The organism is Klebsiella sp. K5-204 (genome assembly GCF_030128585.1).
Classification (GTDB): domain Bacteria; phylum Pseudomonadota; class Gammaproteobacteria; order Enterobacterales; family Enterobacteriaceae; genus Klebsiella; species Klebsiella quasipneumoniae.
In genome coordinates this window covers 201,933-220,656 of sequence record NZ_JAKUZS010000001.1, presented here as the reverse complement: position 1 = coordinate 220,656, position 18,724 = coordinate 201,933, and the positions used below count along the sequence as shown (strand labels likewise).

Sequence of the window (18,724 nt, the reverse complement as noted above, 5' to 3'; positions counted from 1 at the left end):
CCTGGATGGTTATCCCTGGAAAAAGAAAAGGCCCCTGGCGGGGCCTCTGTTAGCTAAATGAACTGCTGTCCGTTCGGAATGCGGTTGCGGTGATGTTCTCGACTGTGCAGGTGTAATCAATCGCGGCATTACGACCTGTAGCCTTGATAAAGAAGCCGACATTGTTGTAGTCAGCATCCAGGCGCGCGGCAAACCGCAATTCAAAGGCCGTGGTGCCAGCTGTGATATTACCGGCATCGACGAAGATACGGCGGGTTACCTCCTGCCCACCAATGTTGAACGTAATATCAGAGGTATACCCCAGGCCACTGCCTGTCCCATAGGTCTGGCACACCAGGGTGCAGGCCAGAACCACTGTCATGCTATACCCCCTGTTCTGATACGCACCGTTCCGCTGTACCGTCTGGTTGCGGCGGAAGGTCAGGCTGTCGTAACCTTTTGCCACCGCAATGTCACCGATGAACGCATCCGCCTGGACAGTGCCACGGAACACGCCGCTATTCGCTTCGACCCTGCCACGAACGATCACGTTATTGAACTGCGAAGAGCCATCCTTGGCGATACGCCAGCCTTGCGACCCGTCAACAAAGTTATTCGAGCGGATCTCGTTGCCGATCTTCGCGTTCGTGATGGAACCGTCCGCGATTTTGGCAGAGGTCAGGGAACTGTTTTTGATACGTGCCGTATCGATATACAGTTCATTGCCTTCGGCAATCATCACCGGCACTGCCGTCGCATTGTTACGGTTAAACAGCGAGAAGCGGTCGGCGTAGAGGATCATGTCGCTCGTTTGACCATTGCTGCCCAGCGTAATCCCCGCGCCAACATTCTTCCCGTTAACCGTCTCAACCTTCATCGACCACAGCGAACTCACCGTACCATTCACATCCGCCACAGTTTTAGCGGTGTTCTGAACGGAAGCGCTGAGATCCCCGACACTGGATGTCAGGGTCGTCTGCTGCGTTGCCAGCGCCTCCAGTGCCGTTGCATGCGTCTGCTGGGTACTGGTGATACTGGCCACCGATTTAATCGTGTTGTCCAGCGTCGTCTGGTTTTTGATGTTGGCGGCCGCCTGGGCGTCAATCTGCGACTGAAGCGAGGTATTCAGGCTGGCCTGTGTGCTCTGGCTGTCGCTCAGCGTCTTCGCCATGTTATCGACGCGGGAGTTGGCGTTATCCACTTTCGTGGCCAGTGCCGTCTGCTGCTGCGCCTGGGCAGTGATTTTCCCTTCGGCATCCGTTACGCGCGCCGTCAGGCCGCTCACGGCGCTCGCCGTCGCGTCAGAGGCATCCTGTGCCGCTTTCGCATCGGTAACATCCGTGATGACCAGATCGTCGATATACAGTGAATAGCCAGGGGTACCGTTGCCGGTGGCGCCACGAGTGGAGATCCAGACCACCGCACGTGTTCTGCCTGCCCCGTTGTTACTGGCGATACCCGTGAATTTCACCCACTTATCGCGCGCGCCCAGAGAGGCTTCGCTGACAGTGACCGCCGCCTGCCACGCATTTTGCCCGGCAGCATTCTGCGACTGGATACCGACCAGCGTTGTCCACCCGGAGGAGGGCGCCTGATCCGCCGGCATCATGGCCCAGAACTCAAACCGGAACTTCGCGTCCTCACGGACTGACTGCCAGGTGCCAAGCTGTTTATCACTGTTGCCGCTGTTGTTCTCATCCCGTCTCAACTTCAGGCTCTTACCGCCGGTGAATTTCCGAGACGCCACCACAACGGCGGTGCCGTTCCCGCCCAGCACCTGGCCATCGCTGTAGCTTTCAAACGTACCGTCAACCCACGGATTAGCTCCCTGAGTGCGGATGGTATTGATGGTGCTGGTCAGCGACGTGATGCTCTGCGACTGGCTGGTGATGGTGTTTTCCACCTGGCTGACGCGACCGGTCAGTGAACTCACCGCGGACGTGTCAGCCTTTTTACCCAGCTCAGTATTCATCGTGGTCAGGCTGTTCTGCAGACTGGTGAGCTGCTGCGACTGCGAATCCAGTTTACCCTCGGCAGACGTCATCCGGGTGGTCAACCCGGTGACAGCGCTTTGCTCTGCTTTCTGACTGACCGCCGCATTCGTGACGGCCAGATCGCCGCTGAGTTTCGTCAGCTGCTGCGCCTGGGTGGTGATAGCCCCTTCCGCAGCAGTGACGCGGGTATTCATCTGAGAGATGGCCCCGGCATTAGCCGCGATATCCTTTTCATCCGTAACATCGAGAACATGGAAATCATCAAAATACATGGCCCCCGCGCTGAGGAAGGTCGTCAGCTGGAAACTGGCCGTCGTGGTCTTCGTGGCTTTCCAGTCAAACGTTACCAGTTGCCAGCCAGAACTAAACGGTCCGTAGTTTGAGCCGACCAGCAGGCCAGTGCTGTCGGCCACACGAAACTTCGTGTTACCCGCATCTTTAATCGTGGTCCCCGAGTCCTGCTTCGCCCATACCCCCATGCGGTAGGTACGGCCCTGCGTGATACTGATTTCCTGTCCGACCAGGTTCGACTGGCCGGCGGACATTTTCAGCGCCTTGTTACCCGAGTGCGGAACCTGTAAATCGGCCACCGTCGCGGTACTGCTCCAGCCGGTAAAGCCCGCCGCGCCGCGCTCAAAACTGCCGTTGACAATGAGGTTGTCCGGTATTTTCCCGCTGGCGTCAATATCCGCTGCCGTCTGGCTCAGGCTGTTACTCAGTTGCGTCAGAGAATCCCCCTGCGCACTGAGTGTTTTGCCCTGCTCCGTGACCTGGTTCTGCAGGGTGTTCATCGCGCTTGCATCCGCTTTTTTGTTCACGTTCGCATTCGTCGTGGCCAGATCGCTGCTGAGTTTTGTCAGCGCGCTGTTAGCTGCCGCGATGTCATTCCCCTGCTGCGTCACCGTGCCCTGCAGCTGCGTCACCGCTGTCGTGTCAGCCTTTTTACTCACCGTATCGTTTGTCGACCGGAGGCTGTTCTCCAGCGAGGTGGTCCGCGTGCCGATGCTGCTGAGCGTATCGCCCTGCTGGCTAACCGTGGTGGTCAGTGAATCCACCGCTTTTGCAGTCACATCTGCGGTTTTCTGCGCACTGTTCGCCGCCGTCACGTTACGCATATGCCAGTCGGCAGCGTACCAGACGGTGCCGAACGGGCTGCTCTGATTAACCTGCAGGAACGGCCGCAGCAAGCTGGTATCGGATGGCACCGTAAAGCGCCAGGTGGCTCGTTTCCACGCGGAGGTGGTCCTGGTGTTGCCCCCGGACGCTTTCGCTCCGATGCCACCGGTGGCGGTAGTGGCCCGACCGATATAGAAGTTAAAGTCAGCGCTGCCGGTACCACACGCTACCAGAGCAGACATTTCGAAAACGTCGCCCGGTGTCACGGCGATATTGTTGATTTTTGGCACATGGTCTCGCCCGGCCAGCCGGACGGCATACCTGAACGGGCAGTCAGCCGGCACACCATCGGCGGTGGTCTCCACCACGTCATAACCCATGCGGTCATACGCCGGATCAAATGACGGGTTTGGGATGTAATCATCCCCGGCAGCATTCCCGGCGTTCACCGCCGCCGTCAGGCTGACGATGTTGCTGTTGGCTGCCGTGAGGCCTGCCTCGGTTTTCTCCACCCGGCCAGTCAGCGCGTTAAGCGCCGTCTGATCCGCTTTGGTGTTGACCTTATCGGTGGTGCTGCTCAAATCGCCCTGCAGCTTCGTGATAGCCTGCCCCTGGGAGGTGATTTTGCCTTCCGCACTGGTGACCCGGCTGGTGAGATCACTCACCGACTGCGCGCTGGCCTTTTGTGCCACGTTGTTGTTGGTGGTGTTCAGGCTGTTCTGCAGATTCGTGATGCTCTGAGACTGCGCGGTCAACTGCCCCTCGGCATTCGTCACCCGACTGGTGAGGCTGTTAATGGCCGATGTGTTCGCGGTAATACCGCTGGCCGCATCATCCGGACTCGGTGACCAGTCGGTCATCACGGTCCCGGTTTCCAGCTGAGGGCGGCAGAGCCAGACTTCTTTGTCGGCAGACGTCGCGCTTTCCAGACGCGCGGCAATCAGCCGTTTGGTGCCACTGGTGGCAGGAATAACCCATTTCACCCAGTAACGCGCCCATGCGGTGGTCAGTTTCGTGACCGCCTTGCCGTCACCGGCCCCGCCTTTAACGCCCTGGCTGGTTTCCGTGGTGGTGGTGTTCGACGGGTTATAGAAATAACTCGCCATCTCCTGCCCGTCATAAGCCCCTTTCGCATAGAAACTGAATACAAATTCCGTACGCCCGGTAACGTCCAGCGTCTGTTCATCCAGCTGGGTATAACCGGATGCACCTTTCGCCAGCCGGGTATAGGCCACGCGGTCGCCCAGATAGGTTTCTGTGGCGTGGCGGCTGCTCCATCCCTCCAGAGTGTCCGCATTGCGGATAAGATTGGTCCCTCCCACGGCCAGGGAGGAAAAGTTGTTTTCCAGGTTCGTCAGCGCGCTGCTTTGCGTGGTCAGATCCCTGCCATGCTGTTCAACGGTGTTCTGCAGGCTCTGAAGCGCCGTTGCATCAGCCTTCTTCGCTACATTGCTGTTAGTCGTGTTCAGGCTGTTCTGCAGGCTGGTCAGGCTGTCTCCCTGCGATTTCAGACCGCCTTCGGTAGCCGTCACGCGGGTCGTCAGATTCGTCAGCGCGCTGGCATTGGCCTTGCCGCTGATATCCTTACCCAGTTGCGTCACATCCGACTGCAGTTTCGTGATCGCGCTGCCCTGAGACGTAATATTCTTCCCGTTCTGCGTGACTGACGCGGACAGACTGGAAAGCGCCTGCGCATTCGCATCGGCGGCATCGAGCGCCGCTTTCGCATCGGTCACGTCAGTGATGATCAGATCATCAATCAGGAAGGCGTCACCCAGGCGAACTTTTGGTGTATTCGGGATGGAGATCCTCACCATTGCCTGTTTCAGCGCGGTTCGGTTGTTGGTCAGATAGCCACTGACTTTTGTCCAGTTGTCCACCGACAACTCGGAGACTTTCACGTTCAGGCCAGGCCACGACCAGCCATTGGCAGAATCCTGGAAGGAAAATCCGAGCACCATATAAACGGTCGGATCGGCGGTCGAGCCAGCCGGCAACTTAACCCACGCCTCCACGTAGTAGACCGCGTTATCGCGAACCTGCATGCCTGAAAAGATATGGGTATCGTTATTATCCGTCGCGTTCGGGTTGTACTCCGTACTGCGCGTAACACGCAGGCTTTTGGTCCCGCTGTGAGCAGCTTCACTGGTGATAACGGCGCGGGCATTACTGAGAACATCGCCGACGGCATAGGATTCAAAACTGCCGTCCGGCAGTACGTTGGCTCCCCGTGTCGCCTGCTGCTTCAGCGATGTATTCAGGCTGGTCAGGCTGTCGGCCTGGCTACGGATATCCTTTTCAGTCTGGGTAACCCGGTTGGTCAGTGAACTGACCGCCGACGCATCAGCCTTCTTCGCCACATCGCCTTTGACCCCTTCCAGCGCGTTATTCAGCGCCGTGATGGATTGCCCCTGCGATGTCAGGGTGTTCCCCTGGTTCGTCACCGTCCCGGTCAGAGACGAAACAGCATCGCTGGTCGCCTTGATGTTGGTTTCATCGGTGATATCAAACACCCGGACGGAATCGAGCCAGATTTCACCGTTTGTCGGATGAGAATAAAGTTTGAAGTTCTGCCCGTCCGCGCCGGCAGCCGTCAATCCGGTTTCCCATGTGATGGTTTGCCAGTCAGTGGTCAGCGTGACCGTTTTATCCTCATACGTACTGTCCGTCTGGCCGATTTTGTTCTGGCGACGGATCAGCAGACTCATCGCGCCGGAAACACCTTTGACCTTTACCACCACCCGGTACTTGCGCTGGCCATTCAGCGGCACCGGCTTGTTGTTGTTGGAGAAGATCCCCGGACTGGTGTTAGTCGTCCGGTTCAGCCGGACCCCCGCTTTCCCGTCCCCGAAATCGCCAAAGGTCACACCGGCTGGATACTGAATATCCCAGGCCGTGTCGCCCTGCAGAAAATCAAAGTTCGGGATCAGGTTGTCGCCGGCGTTGCGGGTCGCCGTCAGCACATTCGCCAGATTTGTCAGCTGCTGGCTCTGTGTGGTCAGTTTCCCTTCCGCCTCTATCACCCGGTTATCGACCGAAGTCAGTGCCGTGGCATCGGCCTTCTTCGATACATTGCTGTTGGTCGTGTTCAGGCTGTTCTGCAGGTTCGTCAGCTGCTGGCTTTGTGAGGTGATGGCCCCTTCCGCTGTGCTGACCCGGCTCGTCAGTCCGGTCACGGCGCCGGCGGTGGCATCGATGTCCACCCGGTCGGTAACGTCAGTGACGTAAAAATCATCGAAGTAGCGGCTGCCGCTAATCAGATAGTTACTCAGCGTCACCGGCAGGCTGGCTGTCTCCGTCGCTTTCCAGCGACCGGAAATCAGGGTCCAGTTTGTCCCCACCGTACCGCTGTTGTATGGACGCTCAAAAACCGGCTGGCCGGCAGAGTTGCCGATCCGCAGCTTGTTGTTCCCCACGCCATTATCCGTCGTCGCTCCGGGTTCCTTGACCCACACCCCGATTTCATAGGTTCGCCCCTGAACAAACGGGATGTATTGCCCCGGAGTCACATTCCCCGGGTCAACTTTCAGCGCCCGCGTCCCGCTGTGAGGAACGGAAACCTCCACCACACTGGTCGCGGTTGACCGTCCGGTGTAACCATCCAGCCCGCGTTCAAACGAGGGATTCACGACCAGGTTACCCGGTATCTGCCCGCTGGCATCGATATCTGCTGCGACCTGCGAGAGGCTGTTCGACAGGTTCGTCAGCGAATTGCTCTGGCTCTCCAGCGTTTTGCCCTGCTGCGTCACTTTCGTGTCGAGCGTGGCCAGCGCTGTCGCATCGGCTTTCTGCGCCAGCGCTTTATCGGTATTCGCCAGATTTCCGGTCAGTTTCGTGATGGCGCTGTTCGCAGCAGTCAGGTCGTTGCCCAGCTGTGTGACGGTATTGGTCAAATCCTGCACCGCTGTCGCATCAGCCTTTTTGGCCACTGCGGCATTGGTAGTTGCCAGCCCGTTTTCCAGCTGAGTTGTCCGGTTGCCGGTCGAGGTCAGCAGATTACCCTGTTGCGTCACGGTGGTGGTCAGGGAGTCAACCGCCGCCGCCGTGGCATCCGCAGTATCCTGAACCTTTTGCGCCGCTGTCACATTTCGCATATGCCAGTCCGTAACGAACCATACGGTGCCATACGGGCTGTTCTGCGAGATCTGCAGGAACGGGCGGATATAACCCCTGTCCACCATCGCCTGCGTGACCTTGAAGCGCCAGGTGGTTCTCTGCCAGGTCGCGGAGGGTGATTTCCCGCCCCCCGCCATGAGTGGCGCACCGGTGCTCGTATCTGGCCGAACGGCGGTGCCAACATACAGATTAAAATTCGCCGTGCCGGCGCCGCAGGCAACCAGTGCGCTGATCTCAATCACATCGTTAAGCGTGGCCGGGAACGCGGCAAAGTTAGGATGGTGATCCCGGCTGGCAATTCGGGCCGCATAACCATACGGGCAGCCCGGCGGGACCTCCTCAGCCGTCGTGGCTACCACGCTGAACCCCATCTGGTCATACGCCGGGTCAAACGTCGGGTTGGGAATTAAATCCCCGCCTGATGCGTTTCCGGCCCGTACAGCGGATTTCAGCGAGGTAATGTTGGCGTTAGCAGCCGTCAGCCCGGATTCCGTCTTCTCCACTCGTCCGGTTAGCGAGTTCATCGCCGTCTGATCCGCTTTGCTGGCCACGTTCGCGTCTGTCTGCGTCAGCGCATTCCGGAGCTGGGTGATGTTCTGCGAATTGCTGACCACATCGTTGCCAATCTGGCTGACATTCGAGCTGAGCACGCCGGCTGCGTTTGCCAGCGCGGAAACCCCGAGACCGGAGTACATCTCAGCAACCAGGTCTGACAGCTTCAGGCCCAGGTTGATATACGCCTGGCCGGTCCACTGAGTCACCAGAAACTCAACGGTGTTCCAGCCGGCTTTCAGTTCAAAACTGACAGTATTCCAGCTGGCATTACCCCAGGCGACCTGAACCCCATTCACAAATATGGCGCCGGTATCATCAAAAACCCTGGCGCCGGGCGCCAGTGTGATGGTGGTATCTGCGGCCACTTTCACCTGGCAGGAATACAGCGCGATCAGATAGCTGCCGGCGGACGTAAAATCCAGTTTGGCCGCGTCGGCCACCTCATCCACGACCGTTGGCGCCACGGCGCGAATATCGCTGAATGACGGGACTGTCCCGGCGTTAGCCAGCTGCACAGGATAGAGTCGACGGGACCAGCGATTCGGCTGGCCATTGACCAGTTGATTTGACAGGCTGGTGATGCTGTCAGTATTGCTGCGAATATCCCGCCCGTTTTGCTCTACCTGCTGCGTTAAGGCAGTGACCGCAGCCGCTTCGGCTTTCTTCGCCAGCGCGGCATTTGTCGTGCCCAAATCGCTCGTCAGTTTCGTGATGGACTGACCCTGGCTGGTTATCCTGTCACCCTGCTGGGTAACAACAGACTGCAGCCCGCTCAGCGCCTCATTCGTACCAGCCAGGCCCGTTTCCGTCTGGCCAACCCGGTTAGTGAGCGATGTTAACGCGGCGCCCTGCGATGTCAGCGTGGCGCCCTGTTGCTCCACTTTCTGCGTCAGGGACGTCAGCGCGGCCGCATCGGCTTTTTTCCCGAGGCTGGTTTCCAGGCCACCGATACGGCTCGCCTGCGCGCTCTGCTCTGTCGTCAGAGAACTCAGTTCACCAGAAACAGCAGCTTTGTTGTCGTTAAACTGCGTCTGCAGGGACTCTCTGGCCTTAACTTCCGCCGAGATGGCGGTAACGCGCGCGGTTTTTTCCTGGTACAGCAGCCCGGAGGTAACTTTCTCCAGGTCGCTCCCATCATAGGAGCCACGCATCTGCGCCGCCAGCGTGCTGCGTGCCTGCGCTTCGGCGGTCAGCGCGTTACTCAGCGTACTGCGCACATCCTGCAAAGCAGCCGTACTGGCGCCGGGGGCTGGCCGGCCAACGGCGATCCAGTCGAACTCGATAAAGTTGCTGGCATCCTGCTGGTTCGTCAGGTCCAGGCGAATACGATCAATGTTCCCTGTCCACGGAATATCACGCACAGTCAGGGTTGCCACCCCATCGGCATATTCCGGCTCAGCAACAATGTATCGCTTCGTGTTATTGAAGTTTTCGCCGGCAGACACCCAGCGGATCTCACCCGTCCAGACGGGTTTGCCGGTTTTACGAAAGCGCAGCATGATGAAGCGGTACGCCGCACCATCGACAGCCAGCCCGCCAGGAGAGGTAATGTACGGATCGGTGGCGCTGTCCGCCGGGCGTAACCAGCCATCCTGTGACACACCCGGTACGCCGGCGCTGCCGGTCCAGCCCTCGGTCGTCTGATTGTTGAAATGCCAGATAACCTGCGAATCGAACTGGATATTAGCGCCGGCAGCGAGGCTGGACATTTCCCGCGCCAGATTTTCATCGGCGGTCTTCATCACCTGAGTCAGGCTCTCGATACTCGCCTCAATCCCCTGCGTTGCCGCCAGCAGTTCATCAGCGGCCTGTGACGCCTTCGCGTTAACATCGGCGATACGATCCGCGGTCTCCTGCTTCACCGCACTGGTCAGCGTGGTGTTGACCTGAGACAGCGACTGCTTCAGGCCATTTTCGGCAGTCTTTATCTGCGCATTCAATGCGGCATCGCCGTCGGCCAGCGTTTTGCTGACCCTGGCAATCTCCAGGTCGATGGTGGCGTTGATTTCCGCAGCCGTATCGGTGACTGACTGTCTTACCTGGGTGATGCTGTCGGTCAGCGACTTGTTCACAGTTGCGATCTGCTTGTTCGCATCTGCGACGGCGGATTTTGCCTCCTGAACGCCTTTGTTTGCCTGAGCCAGACCAGAATCGAGAGCCTCATTGACCGAGGTGATCTCATCCGTGATGGTTTTATTCACGGCGGAGATCTTCCCGTCAACATCAGCAGTGATGCTTTTCGCCGATGCATCAATTTCCTGGCTGACCTGCTTCGCCTGGTCTTCGGCTTCCTTACGCAGAGCTTCAGCGGTCTGCTCCAGTTCCTGCTGCGTATTGCGGATACCTTCCTGCGTTTCGCTAATGGTGCGCTGCGTTTCCTCCCAGGCAGCTGTATCCTTGATCGCGTCAGTCAGGTTTTCGTAGTAGTCATCAAAGTTATCGCTGGCCATCCCCTGGACCCAGCCGGTCCACGGGCTTTCATTGCCCAGACGATCCACAAGGCGCGCCCGATACCAGAATTCTGCGCCCATACTGAGGCCCATCTGCTGATAGCTTTTCCCCGGATAGGCCACGTCTGATAACAGCATCGGCGCACTGCCGTCCTGATTTTTGCTGTACTGCAGTTCCGTGCGCAGCGTATCCCCCGAGCCGGTCGGGAATTCCCAGCTAACCTGGACCCCATGAACCAGCGAACGGGTTGCCAGCGCCAGCGGCGGAAGTGGGGCACCAGACTTACCGGTCAGCTCGGTTTCTTTCGAGATCCCCCATACGGACGCGATATCCTGCGCGTTAATCGCCCGCACACGCACAACGTATCGACCGGTATAGATACCATCGACCTCAAACCGCGTATTGCCGGTGCGCGGCAGGTTAATCCAGTCACCATTGTTCTGACGCCACTGCATTTCATACGCAATCGCATTTTTCACCGGCGACCAGGTGGCAACCAGGGTGGTGATGCCAATCCCCTGCGACACCCGGTAGAGGCTGGAAATGGTAATGTCGTCCGGTGCCTCCTGTCCCCGTGGGGGAACAACGGTCACAGGACGGTCTTCGATCACCGCGCCATCATCCACCCGGGGAAACTTGTTCGGGTTATACGGCAGGCCGTTAATAGTGACCGTGCCATCGTTATTGTTCACAACGCGCTTAACCCTGAATTGCTGAATGGCCAGGTCTGACTGATCCAGAATCCAACCCGCCTCAGCCTGCGGTGCCGGGTTATACTCCTGCTCTACCGTAACAATACGGTCCTGCACACCCTGAACTTTACGCCCCTGCGACTTTCCGTCCGGCAGGTTAATGATGAGCGTATCCTCGGCTTTTGCCGCGACCGCGCGGTCGAGAGTAATCCTTTTTCCTGAGACTGCCGCCACACGACCGCCGTTCTGCCGGCCAGCCATAGGGGCATTGTTGATACCGATAACCTTGCCAACACGGGGAATGCGACCCTCCATCCCCGTTTTAAACTCAACGCCATTGTCGTCGCGGTTTGTCTCGATGGCGTAGGCGCCGTGGCGCTGCGCCTCGGATTCACGTGTACAGCCAATCCGGGACAGCTCGATAGTGTTAAATCCGAAGCGGTCTGCAACCTCCTGCGAATAGACGCTGGCTTGATCGTCCTGATAGTTATTCTGTGGGTTGCTGTAAGTGACGATGGCCGCGCTATAGTTGGTCCGCTCGGACGTGCTGGAGAACGTGAAGGAGCCGACAATATTCGATTTGTTGAAAACAAAATCGGGGTCCATCTCACGCGGCATATCGGCATCAACCGACAGCAGATTATTCGACCAGCTAATCATGCCCCGAAAAATGTTCGCGAGATCCATTAATACGGTCCAGGCGTCAGTCCGCTGGGATATATAGAGATCGCAGAGATAACGGGCCTCTTTTCCGCCGGCACCATCTGAGACCGGCGCATCGCAATACTGGCCGATCTGATACAGGGTCCATTTATCCACCTGGTCGGACGAAATACGCTTTCCAAGTCCATAGCGTTTGTTCAGCACCAGATCGTAAAAAATCCAGGCGGGGTTATTCGACCAGGCCCACTTGAAGGTCCCGTCCCAGCTTCCGCTGTAGGTACGTTCGATAGGGTCATAGTTCGACGGTACGCGAATGACCAGCCCCTTTGCCTTGACCGTCACGGTCGGTGTCCGGCCATCAAAAAGCGTTGAATCGAACTGAACGAACAACAGCGCGGTGTTCGGATAGCGCAGTTTGGCGTCAACGATTTCCGTTATCGACTCGATACGACTCACGTCCGCCGTTTTGTTATTATTCTTATTCTCAGTCAGACGGCGAACGCGGATCTGCCAGCCGGAGTTTGCCCGCGGCAAATCGATGCGGTAGCTGCGCTCATAGCCAGTGTTAGCTATGCCATCGACGGTATCGCGGCCATATTCGGTATACGTGCTGCCGTCTGTTGAAACATCGATGGCGAACTCAATGCGGTAACCATCTTTGCCACCGCTGTCACGCAGGCTGTAGACCCCGTTCGGAAATTTAATACGCAGGCGAACAGCCGACAGCTGCGTGTTGTTGATCGCCTTTACCCACGGGGTGCCAGACTTGATTTCCGTGCTGACGCTGATTTCGTTTTCGACCGCCGGGAAACCCTGAATGTAATCCTGGTCAACCAGACCACTGCGCCACTCCCACGTCACGCCCGGAAAATTTTCATGGCCATCGGCATCGAGCAACGGCGTACCGTCGAGGCAAATATCCTGACCGGTAAACTGACCGGCAATTTGACCTTCTGACAGTGCCAGCAAGATTTTCATATAGGCGACCGAGGCAATTTCCGTCCCGCGATTCTGCCCGTTATCCTTGCTACCACCGTTATTTTTAGCGCCAGCGATTCCTTTTATTTCAGCCATTCTCAAACTCCGGGCAAAAAAAATCCCGCCGTGGCGGGAAGGGTAAAATGCATTTTTTTATTGCTGTTCTTCGGTATAAATACCGCCACTGATAATGACGCCGCCTATTTCACGCAGGCCATACAAGATCGGTACACCGTTGCCGGCAGCGACCTGATTAGCAGGCGCACCAAATGAGTACGATTTTTTCGTATCCCGATCCGTTGTCATACCCTGGGTACCGCTGGGCGCCAGCATTTGTACAACGCCGCCCAGCATCATCGCCGCCCCCATTTTGTAGAGGAACGGCGAGGCAGCAGCGGCAGGGGTAAAACTCAGCACCATACCAACGGCAACGAGTACGGCACCAAAGATGGTCTGGAACACCCCTGCTTTTTTGCTGCCAATAATCACAGGCGCAATTTTGATTACGTCATGCACACCATTCAGAAACAGGTCATCCTGGCTCAGGTTTTTTTCACCGTTAAAGACCATGTACGTGACTCCACGTCCCTCGCTGGTCTCCAGCCATCGTTCCAGTCCTGGAACCATGATGCACAGCGCGCGGATAGCCTCCCGTACAGAAGATACCGACAGGCGATGCTCCCGGCCGAACAACTTGCCCAGCTTGCCGTACAGGCGAACCAGAACCATTTTCTCTATCGTATTAGTCGTCATTTTTATGCCTCAGCGTCAGCATGGTTCGCTCCCGCCAGATCCCACCGTATGGAACCTCACCACTCAGCTGGCCATACATGTGGTGCAACATTTTTCCGTTGCCCAGGTAAATGCCGGCGTGGTTGATTTCGTCCGCTCTGTACTGCATGAGGATCACATCGCCTGCCTGCAGCTCGCTGGCGTGAGAATAAAACCCGGCCTCCGCATAGTGCCGCACATACAGGTTTTCCCCCCGGGTCCACCAGTTGTCCTCTCTGGGAAAATCAGGCAGTTCGATACCACGCTCCTGCATATACCAGTCGCGGACCAGTCCGTAGCAATCCCAGCTACCGTGGATAAACGGACGGTTCAGAAGAGGCGGGGAATCATCCGGCGTCGTGACGGTGTAGTCGCCTCCTGGCCAGCTGATAATGATCCACGGCAGACCTGTTTTCTGGCAGCCCTGCAGGTCCTCGGCGGATGCGTGCGGACCTGCATCCGGATGCGAATGCACTACGGCCAGCACGTCTCCGGCATCTTCTGCGGCAATCCAGTCACCGGCTGCGATCCGAAAATGCTCCGTCGGCATTTCATGACTGTTTTCGCAGCGAATATATCGCCGCTGCCGCCCGACCCGGATAATCAGGCCACAGCATTCGTTCGGGTAAACATCCGCGGCGTGCGCCTCAATAGCGGTTTTCAGTCTCTGGCTCAGCATGACTACATCCTCAGCAGGCCAATAGCCGGGAATCCGCCAAACGGCAGCATGGCATCATCACCAAAACGTAACTTACAGCCCGCGATTGTTCCCGGGCAGACGTCCAGTGCCGGGTTGTCTACGGGATTGCCGAATTTGTCGTAATAACGCGTGCCGGTATAGCCGCAGTCAGCACCACGGTACTGGCCCTGCATGCACCAGGCACAACGGTTGGTCATCTGGCGTGCAGGCAACTTCTGGCCGGTAACGTCGACCGGCGAGCTAAGTTTGAACTGGACCTGTTCATCGTCATCGCTGGATTTACTGTCAATGTAAAAAACATCAATCTGCTCTGCTGTCGGGTCAGCCTGTGGGTTGCCGTCAGGGAAGTTCCTGGCATCGAGATAGTGCGCATACGTGCGGTGAACCGTTACCTTCGCCTGCTTCATATCCTGGAACATGTGGCATAACGCGCTGATTGAGCCATCCAGGTTCGCAATGGACAGCTTGGGGGAAGCTGGCGAACCTTCACCGTTGGACTCAACGTCCTCGATCTCACATGGCCAGAGCGTATATTTCACGCCCTGCCAGTAAATCGGTTTGCCCGTTAGCTTTTCCGCATCGCTGCCAGCGGCGATAATTTCTTCTTCGGTATACGGGATAGCGTGGTTGTGAAAATACAGTACGTCTGCACCAAAAGTGGTGCCATCCACTTCGAACAGAGTGATAACGTTACCGGGTTCCAGTTTTTGATCGTCGGCTGCAATGCCCATAATGTCCTCGCTGCGGGACCGTAGTCCCAATAATAAAAAACCCCGCAGAGCGGGGTTAAGTTGATGGTGTGGGTGCCGGACGGCACGGGAGGTTAACGGGGAAAGTGGTAGCCGGCATCGGTGCAAATTGGCATCATCAGTTCGGCTATATCATCACTGTCAATAGATACTCCAGCTTCAATGATTTTCCCTTGGCTATCACGTTTAACACCTGCCAACAGAAGCGCTTTCCCTGCGTAACCTCCATAGGAATTTTTGGCGTTAATTTGAGCGCAATAAGCATCCCCACCCATATCCGGTTACCAATAAATTTTGGCGCTATCCGGATCTTTCAGCTTCTGCTTCGCAGACTCTTCGATGACCTTTTTTTCCGACGCCGTTAACTCACGTGCTGTCGCTGTACCGGAAAAAAGAACGGCGATGCTTGCCAGCGCCAGTACCATTTTTTGCATTATCATTCTCCATTATATCGGTGCGGCTCGGTATGCCGTCACAAACGTAACAGTAACGGTCATGCGCGCAAAATCAAGCAGTTGAGGCTTTATCTGTGTCGCACGGTATAGCCCCCGCTCGCCCAGCGGATTAACCCATATGAATGCACGTGTTTCGCCATGACGGCGCAAAAACTGCAGGATCGGCATGACCTCCTCCCTGTAGTCGGTGAATGTCAGTGGCCATGATTGCGATTCAGGATTAATACCATCACCAGTGACCTGCTCATAACCATCACCATATTTCACGGACCGCGTCGCATATTTAATATCCGCAGTGGGACCATTCAGCGGCGACCAGTCGAACGTTTCCAGTGCGGCCATTAGCGCATGCTCCTCAGTTTTACATCGATCATCCCACCGTTACCCATTTCCTTATCCAGGGTGCTCAAAACTATCTGAATGATTTGTTGCTTCATCTGAGCGATACCACTCTCTGACCGCTTCCCGGACTGGTCCTGATTACCATTGCTATTGACCACCTGTAACGGGATATTAACCGTTATTCCCCCTGCTGCGCGCTGGCTCTGGCCGCTCATCGGCAGCGCCCCGCTCGGCGCGCCAGCCCGCCCACCGTTGGCGTAGCCACTGCCGTAAGTTAACTGGTTCAGAAAGCTGAGCATGCCAGGCCTTTTAACCACCTCCTGTGGCACAACCCACTCACCCCGGTGGACTGGCCCGGCAACCTCATACTTCCCGCCGTCACCGGTATACCCGCCGCCGGAGAACCCAGACAGAAACCCGCCAAAATCCGCGAGGATGCCAATCCCGGACCCCGACATAGCTGAGCCTGCAGATCGGATGGACTGAAAAAAGAGCATTTTTGTTATCATCTGCCCAATATCGTCAATGATAGACAGCGCCATCTCCTTAAATGACGATTTACCCCGCGATGCCATTTGCCAGATCGAGTTAGCCATACTGTCCATAGCATTGACTGAGGTGTCACGAACCTGGGCATAAATATTGGTTGCATCGGCGCCCCATTCACGCAGCCCGGCTCGTAATCCCTCGGTCCAGGAACCCTCAATCTGCGCTTTATCCCTGGCACCATTGCGAACTATGCTCAGTTGCTTTTGTTCCTCAGCGTTCAATGCTGCAGTTTTTGCTTTATAAATGGTTGGGTTTACTGATTTAAAATCCCTATCTGCATCCTCGCGCAACTTCGCGAATTTCGACCTGACCTGCTGCTCCTTCGCCATCTGGTCATAGGCGGCGCTGCTCATCGTCATCCTGGCCACGTTGGCATCCATCTCGGCCTGTAGCTGAATGGTTGAGCGGTGCAGCTCATTATTCTCCTGTTGCATTTTCAGCGACAGCTGGCGCTGCATGTTCGCCTTCTCCAGCTGTACGTTGATGTTCAGCTGAGCGCGCAACTCCTGCTCAGCATTGAGAATGCTGCGCTGCCCGGCGGTCAGGATTTTTTTTGCCTTGAGATCGGCGATCTCCTGGTTGAACTGCAGCAGCTTTCGCTCTGAACCGGTCAGGTTAACGGTCTGCTGGTTTTGCTGACGAAGAACCGATTCCTGCTCGCGCAGACTCTGCAGACGCTGGGTGGCCTGGTCATCTTTGTACGCCGCCGGTTTCTTCTGCTTCTCCCCGTACAATTTATCTATACCGCGTAACGCCTGCGCGTACTCTTCCGTTCCTTTCTTGAGAGTGCGATTGAGAACCGCCAGTGCATCGGCGCGCTGCTTCTCTTTTGTCACGCCAGCAGCCATCAGTCCTTGAACGGTATTTTCGGCCTTCAGGCGATCAGCTGTATCTTTCCGCAGCTTTTCTTGCTCCTTCCGCAGCCTTTCCACCTCTTCGCGCTGTTTTATCGCCGGGTCCGGGCTGGGTGTCAGGTTAATTCCCAATGCTGACGCCTGCGCCTGGGCTGTGGCCATCTGGGCGTCACCCATTGTTTTAAACGCGCTGCTGACATAATCCTTCAGCGATTTCCAGGCCCCTTTCAGCCCGTCAACCTTATCTTCCTGATCCTTTATCTGCTTTTCCAGCTCGGCCATCGCCTGCTTTTGCAGGAGCGCCGTAGCCTCACTTTCCCTGCCCTGGCGCTGCAGCGTGACTATCTGATCGATAAACGTCGCGTTTAGCTGAATTCCCTGATTGTTCAGCTTCTCCATCGCCTGGACAGGATCGCCCTGCAGATTCGTGAGCATCGAGACCAGATCCCCCGAACTCTGCCCCAGCTCTTCCATCCGGGCGCCAAGTCCGGCAACACGGTCCAGCATTTCCCCACCGAATCCGGCATTAACAGACGCGGTGATCGCTTTTACGGCACCATCAGTATCTCCCAGCTGCGACTGCAGGCTCTGGAGATACTGAACCGACATAATCGACTGCTGCCCTGATTTGAATAACGCATTGCTGTAGCCGCTGATAGTTTCCTGAGACTTTGAAAACGAAGAATAGAGCATCGTCACCGCGCCGGCGATCGCCATAATACCGATCCCGACCGGGCCACCGACCAGCGCCAGGGCGCCACGCAGTGTTCCCGCCGCCGCCGCCGCTGCGCGCTGCCGGAACGTCAGCTCCTGGCTGGCCGTGGCCAGCGTTCGCGTTGAGGTGGTCAGGGTACGCCTGGCGTCAGACTCAGCGATATCTGCGGCCAGAACCTCTTTTGTGGCTTCTGCCAGGCTCTTTTTCCCGCGTGCCTCAGCTATATTGGCCTCGCTGATGGTGCGGGCATTTTTCGCGTGCTCTGCTTCATAGCTGGCCGTGATGCCATACTGCTTATTCACCTCTGCTTGTTTGGCATAATACTCATCCAGCGCAAACGCCTTCTCGCGCTCCGCCTGCGCCGCCTGAATGGTTTGTACGGCTGCTTTCTGCCGCGCCAGTGCCTCTTCTCGCAGCGTGCGGGCATTGTTGATAGACGCCTGCGCGCCATCTACCGCCGCCTGCGATGCGGCAATCTGAGCCTGTCGCTGTAGCTCCAGACTTTGGGTGCTACTGGTCAGCGCAGTACTCATACCTTCGGTCAGCGCCGAGATCGCCGCAGTGGTGAAACTGCTGCCGGTAACGCCACTACCGGCAGACAGATTCGCCAGTACGTTACGCATCTCATCCAGCCCGGTAAGCCGTAGTGACCCCAGCTTTTCGATACGTTTATCCAGCCTGGAAAATTCAGCATCAGCGGCTTTTACACCTACGCCGATCCCCTTAAAGGCAGCCTCAGTTTTTGCCGCATCAGCCTGTGCTTTTTTGTTGAACTGCTGTGCGTTGCCATCCGCCTGACGCATTGCGTCAGCGAACTGCGAATTAAACGTCGCACGGTTGAGGTGCAACGCGACAGCGAGTGATGCTACATCAGCCATTTCCAAGAACCCTCAGGCAGTTTTCAAAATCATCATCCCGGGCTACGGCAGAGGGTGCTGTAGATGACTGTGGAGCCGCCAGTGGTGGTTCTCCCTCTTCTTTAAGGAGCGCAAAGTACGCCTCCCAGTAGGTCAGGATGTTCGCCGGCATGGCGGCCAGTTTCGTG

The 18,724-nt window shown here is 57.0% G+C and carries 8 protein-coding genes; all 8 read right to left on the bottom strand.

Annotated features, from left to right (window positions below; all coding sequences use genetic code 11):
• Positions 1–49: 49 nt before the first annotated feature.
• A complete protein-coding gene (locus MKR05_RS01080; protein ID WP_284118199.1) occupies positions 50–10,738 on the bottom strand; it encodes a DUF1983 domain-containing protein in 10,689 nt (3,562 codons plus the stop codon).
• Between the two features lie 1,959 nt (positions 10,739–12,697).
• Entirely contained in the window at positions 12,698–13,297 is a 600-nt protein-coding gene (locus MKR05_RS01075; protein WP_016160684.1) for a tail assembly protein, read from the bottom strand.
• A complete protein-coding gene (locus tag MKR05_RS01070) occupies positions 13,287–13,994 on the bottom strand; it encodes a C40 family peptidase (RefSeq protein WP_064148978.1) in 708 nt (235 codons plus the stop codon). Before MKR05_RS01070 ends, MKR05_RS01075 begins: the two co-directional genes overlap by 11 nt.
• Before the next feature lie 2 nt (positions 13,995–13,996).
• Positions 13,997–14,746, bottom strand: coding sequence for a phage minor tail protein L (locus MKR05_RS01065; RefSeq protein WP_110209385.1), 750 nt, complete (start codon positions 14,744–14,746; stop codon positions 13,997–13,999).
• A 92-nt stretch (positions 14,747–14,838) separates the two neighbouring features.
• Entirely contained in the window at positions 14,839–15,039 is a 201-nt protein-coding gene (locus MKR05_RS01060) for a hypothetical protein (protein ID WP_284123262.1), read from the bottom strand.
• Between the two features lie 6 nt (positions 15,040–15,045).
• Positions 15,046–15,198: a hypothetical protein gene (locus tag MKR05_RS01055; protein WP_284118031.1), complete on the bottom strand. Its 153-nt coding sequence runs from the start codon at positions 15,196–15,198 to the stop codon at positions 15,046–15,048.
• A 12-nt stretch (positions 15,199–15,210) separates the two neighbouring features.
• Positions 15,211–15,561 (bottom strand): phage tail protein, encoded by a 351-nt coding sequence (locus tag MKR05_RS01050; protein ID WP_044650396.1) that lies wholly within the window; start codon positions 15,559–15,561, stop codon positions 15,211–15,213.
• Positions 15,561–18,557: a phage tail tape measure protein gene (locus MKR05_RS01045; RefSeq protein WP_284118030.1), complete on the bottom strand. Its 2,997-nt coding sequence runs from the start codon at positions 18,555–18,557 to the stop codon at positions 15,561–15,563. The genes MKR05_RS01050 and MKR05_RS01045 overlap by 1 nt, the downstream gene beginning before the upstream one ends.
• Positions 18,558–18,724 lie beyond the last annotated feature (167 nt).

Bases quoted from the DNA above. Each gene is read 5' to 3' on its own strand.
- MKR05_RS01060 (WP_284123262.1), bottom strand. From the start codon at position 15,039: ATGGGTGGGGATGCTTATTGCGCTCAAATTAACGCCAAAAATTCCTAT.
- MKR05_RS01075 (WP_016160684.1), bottom strand. From the start codon at position 13,297: ATGACGACTAATACGATAGAGAAAATGGTTCTGGTTCGCCTGTACGGC.
- MKR05_RS01070 (WP_064148978.1), bottom strand. From the start codon at position 13,994: ATGCTGAGCCAGAGACTGAAAACCGCTATTGAGGCGCACGCCGCGGAT.
- MKR05_RS01050 (WP_044650396.1), bottom strand. From the start codon at position 15,561: ATGGCCGCACTGGAAACGTTCGACTGGTCGCCGCTGAATGGTCCCACT.
- MKR05_RS01055 (WP_284118031.1), bottom strand. From the start codon at position 15,198: ATGCAAAAAATGGTACTGGCGCTGGCAAGCATCGCCGTTCTTTTTTCC.
- MKR05_RS01045 (WP_284118030.1), bottom strand. From the start codon at position 18,557: ATGGCTGATGTAGCATCACTCGCTGTCGCGTTGCACCTCAACCGTGCG.
- MKR05_RS01065 (WP_110209385.1), bottom strand. From the start codon at position 14,746: ATGGGCATTGCAGCCGACGATCAAAAACTGGAACCCGGTAACGTTATC.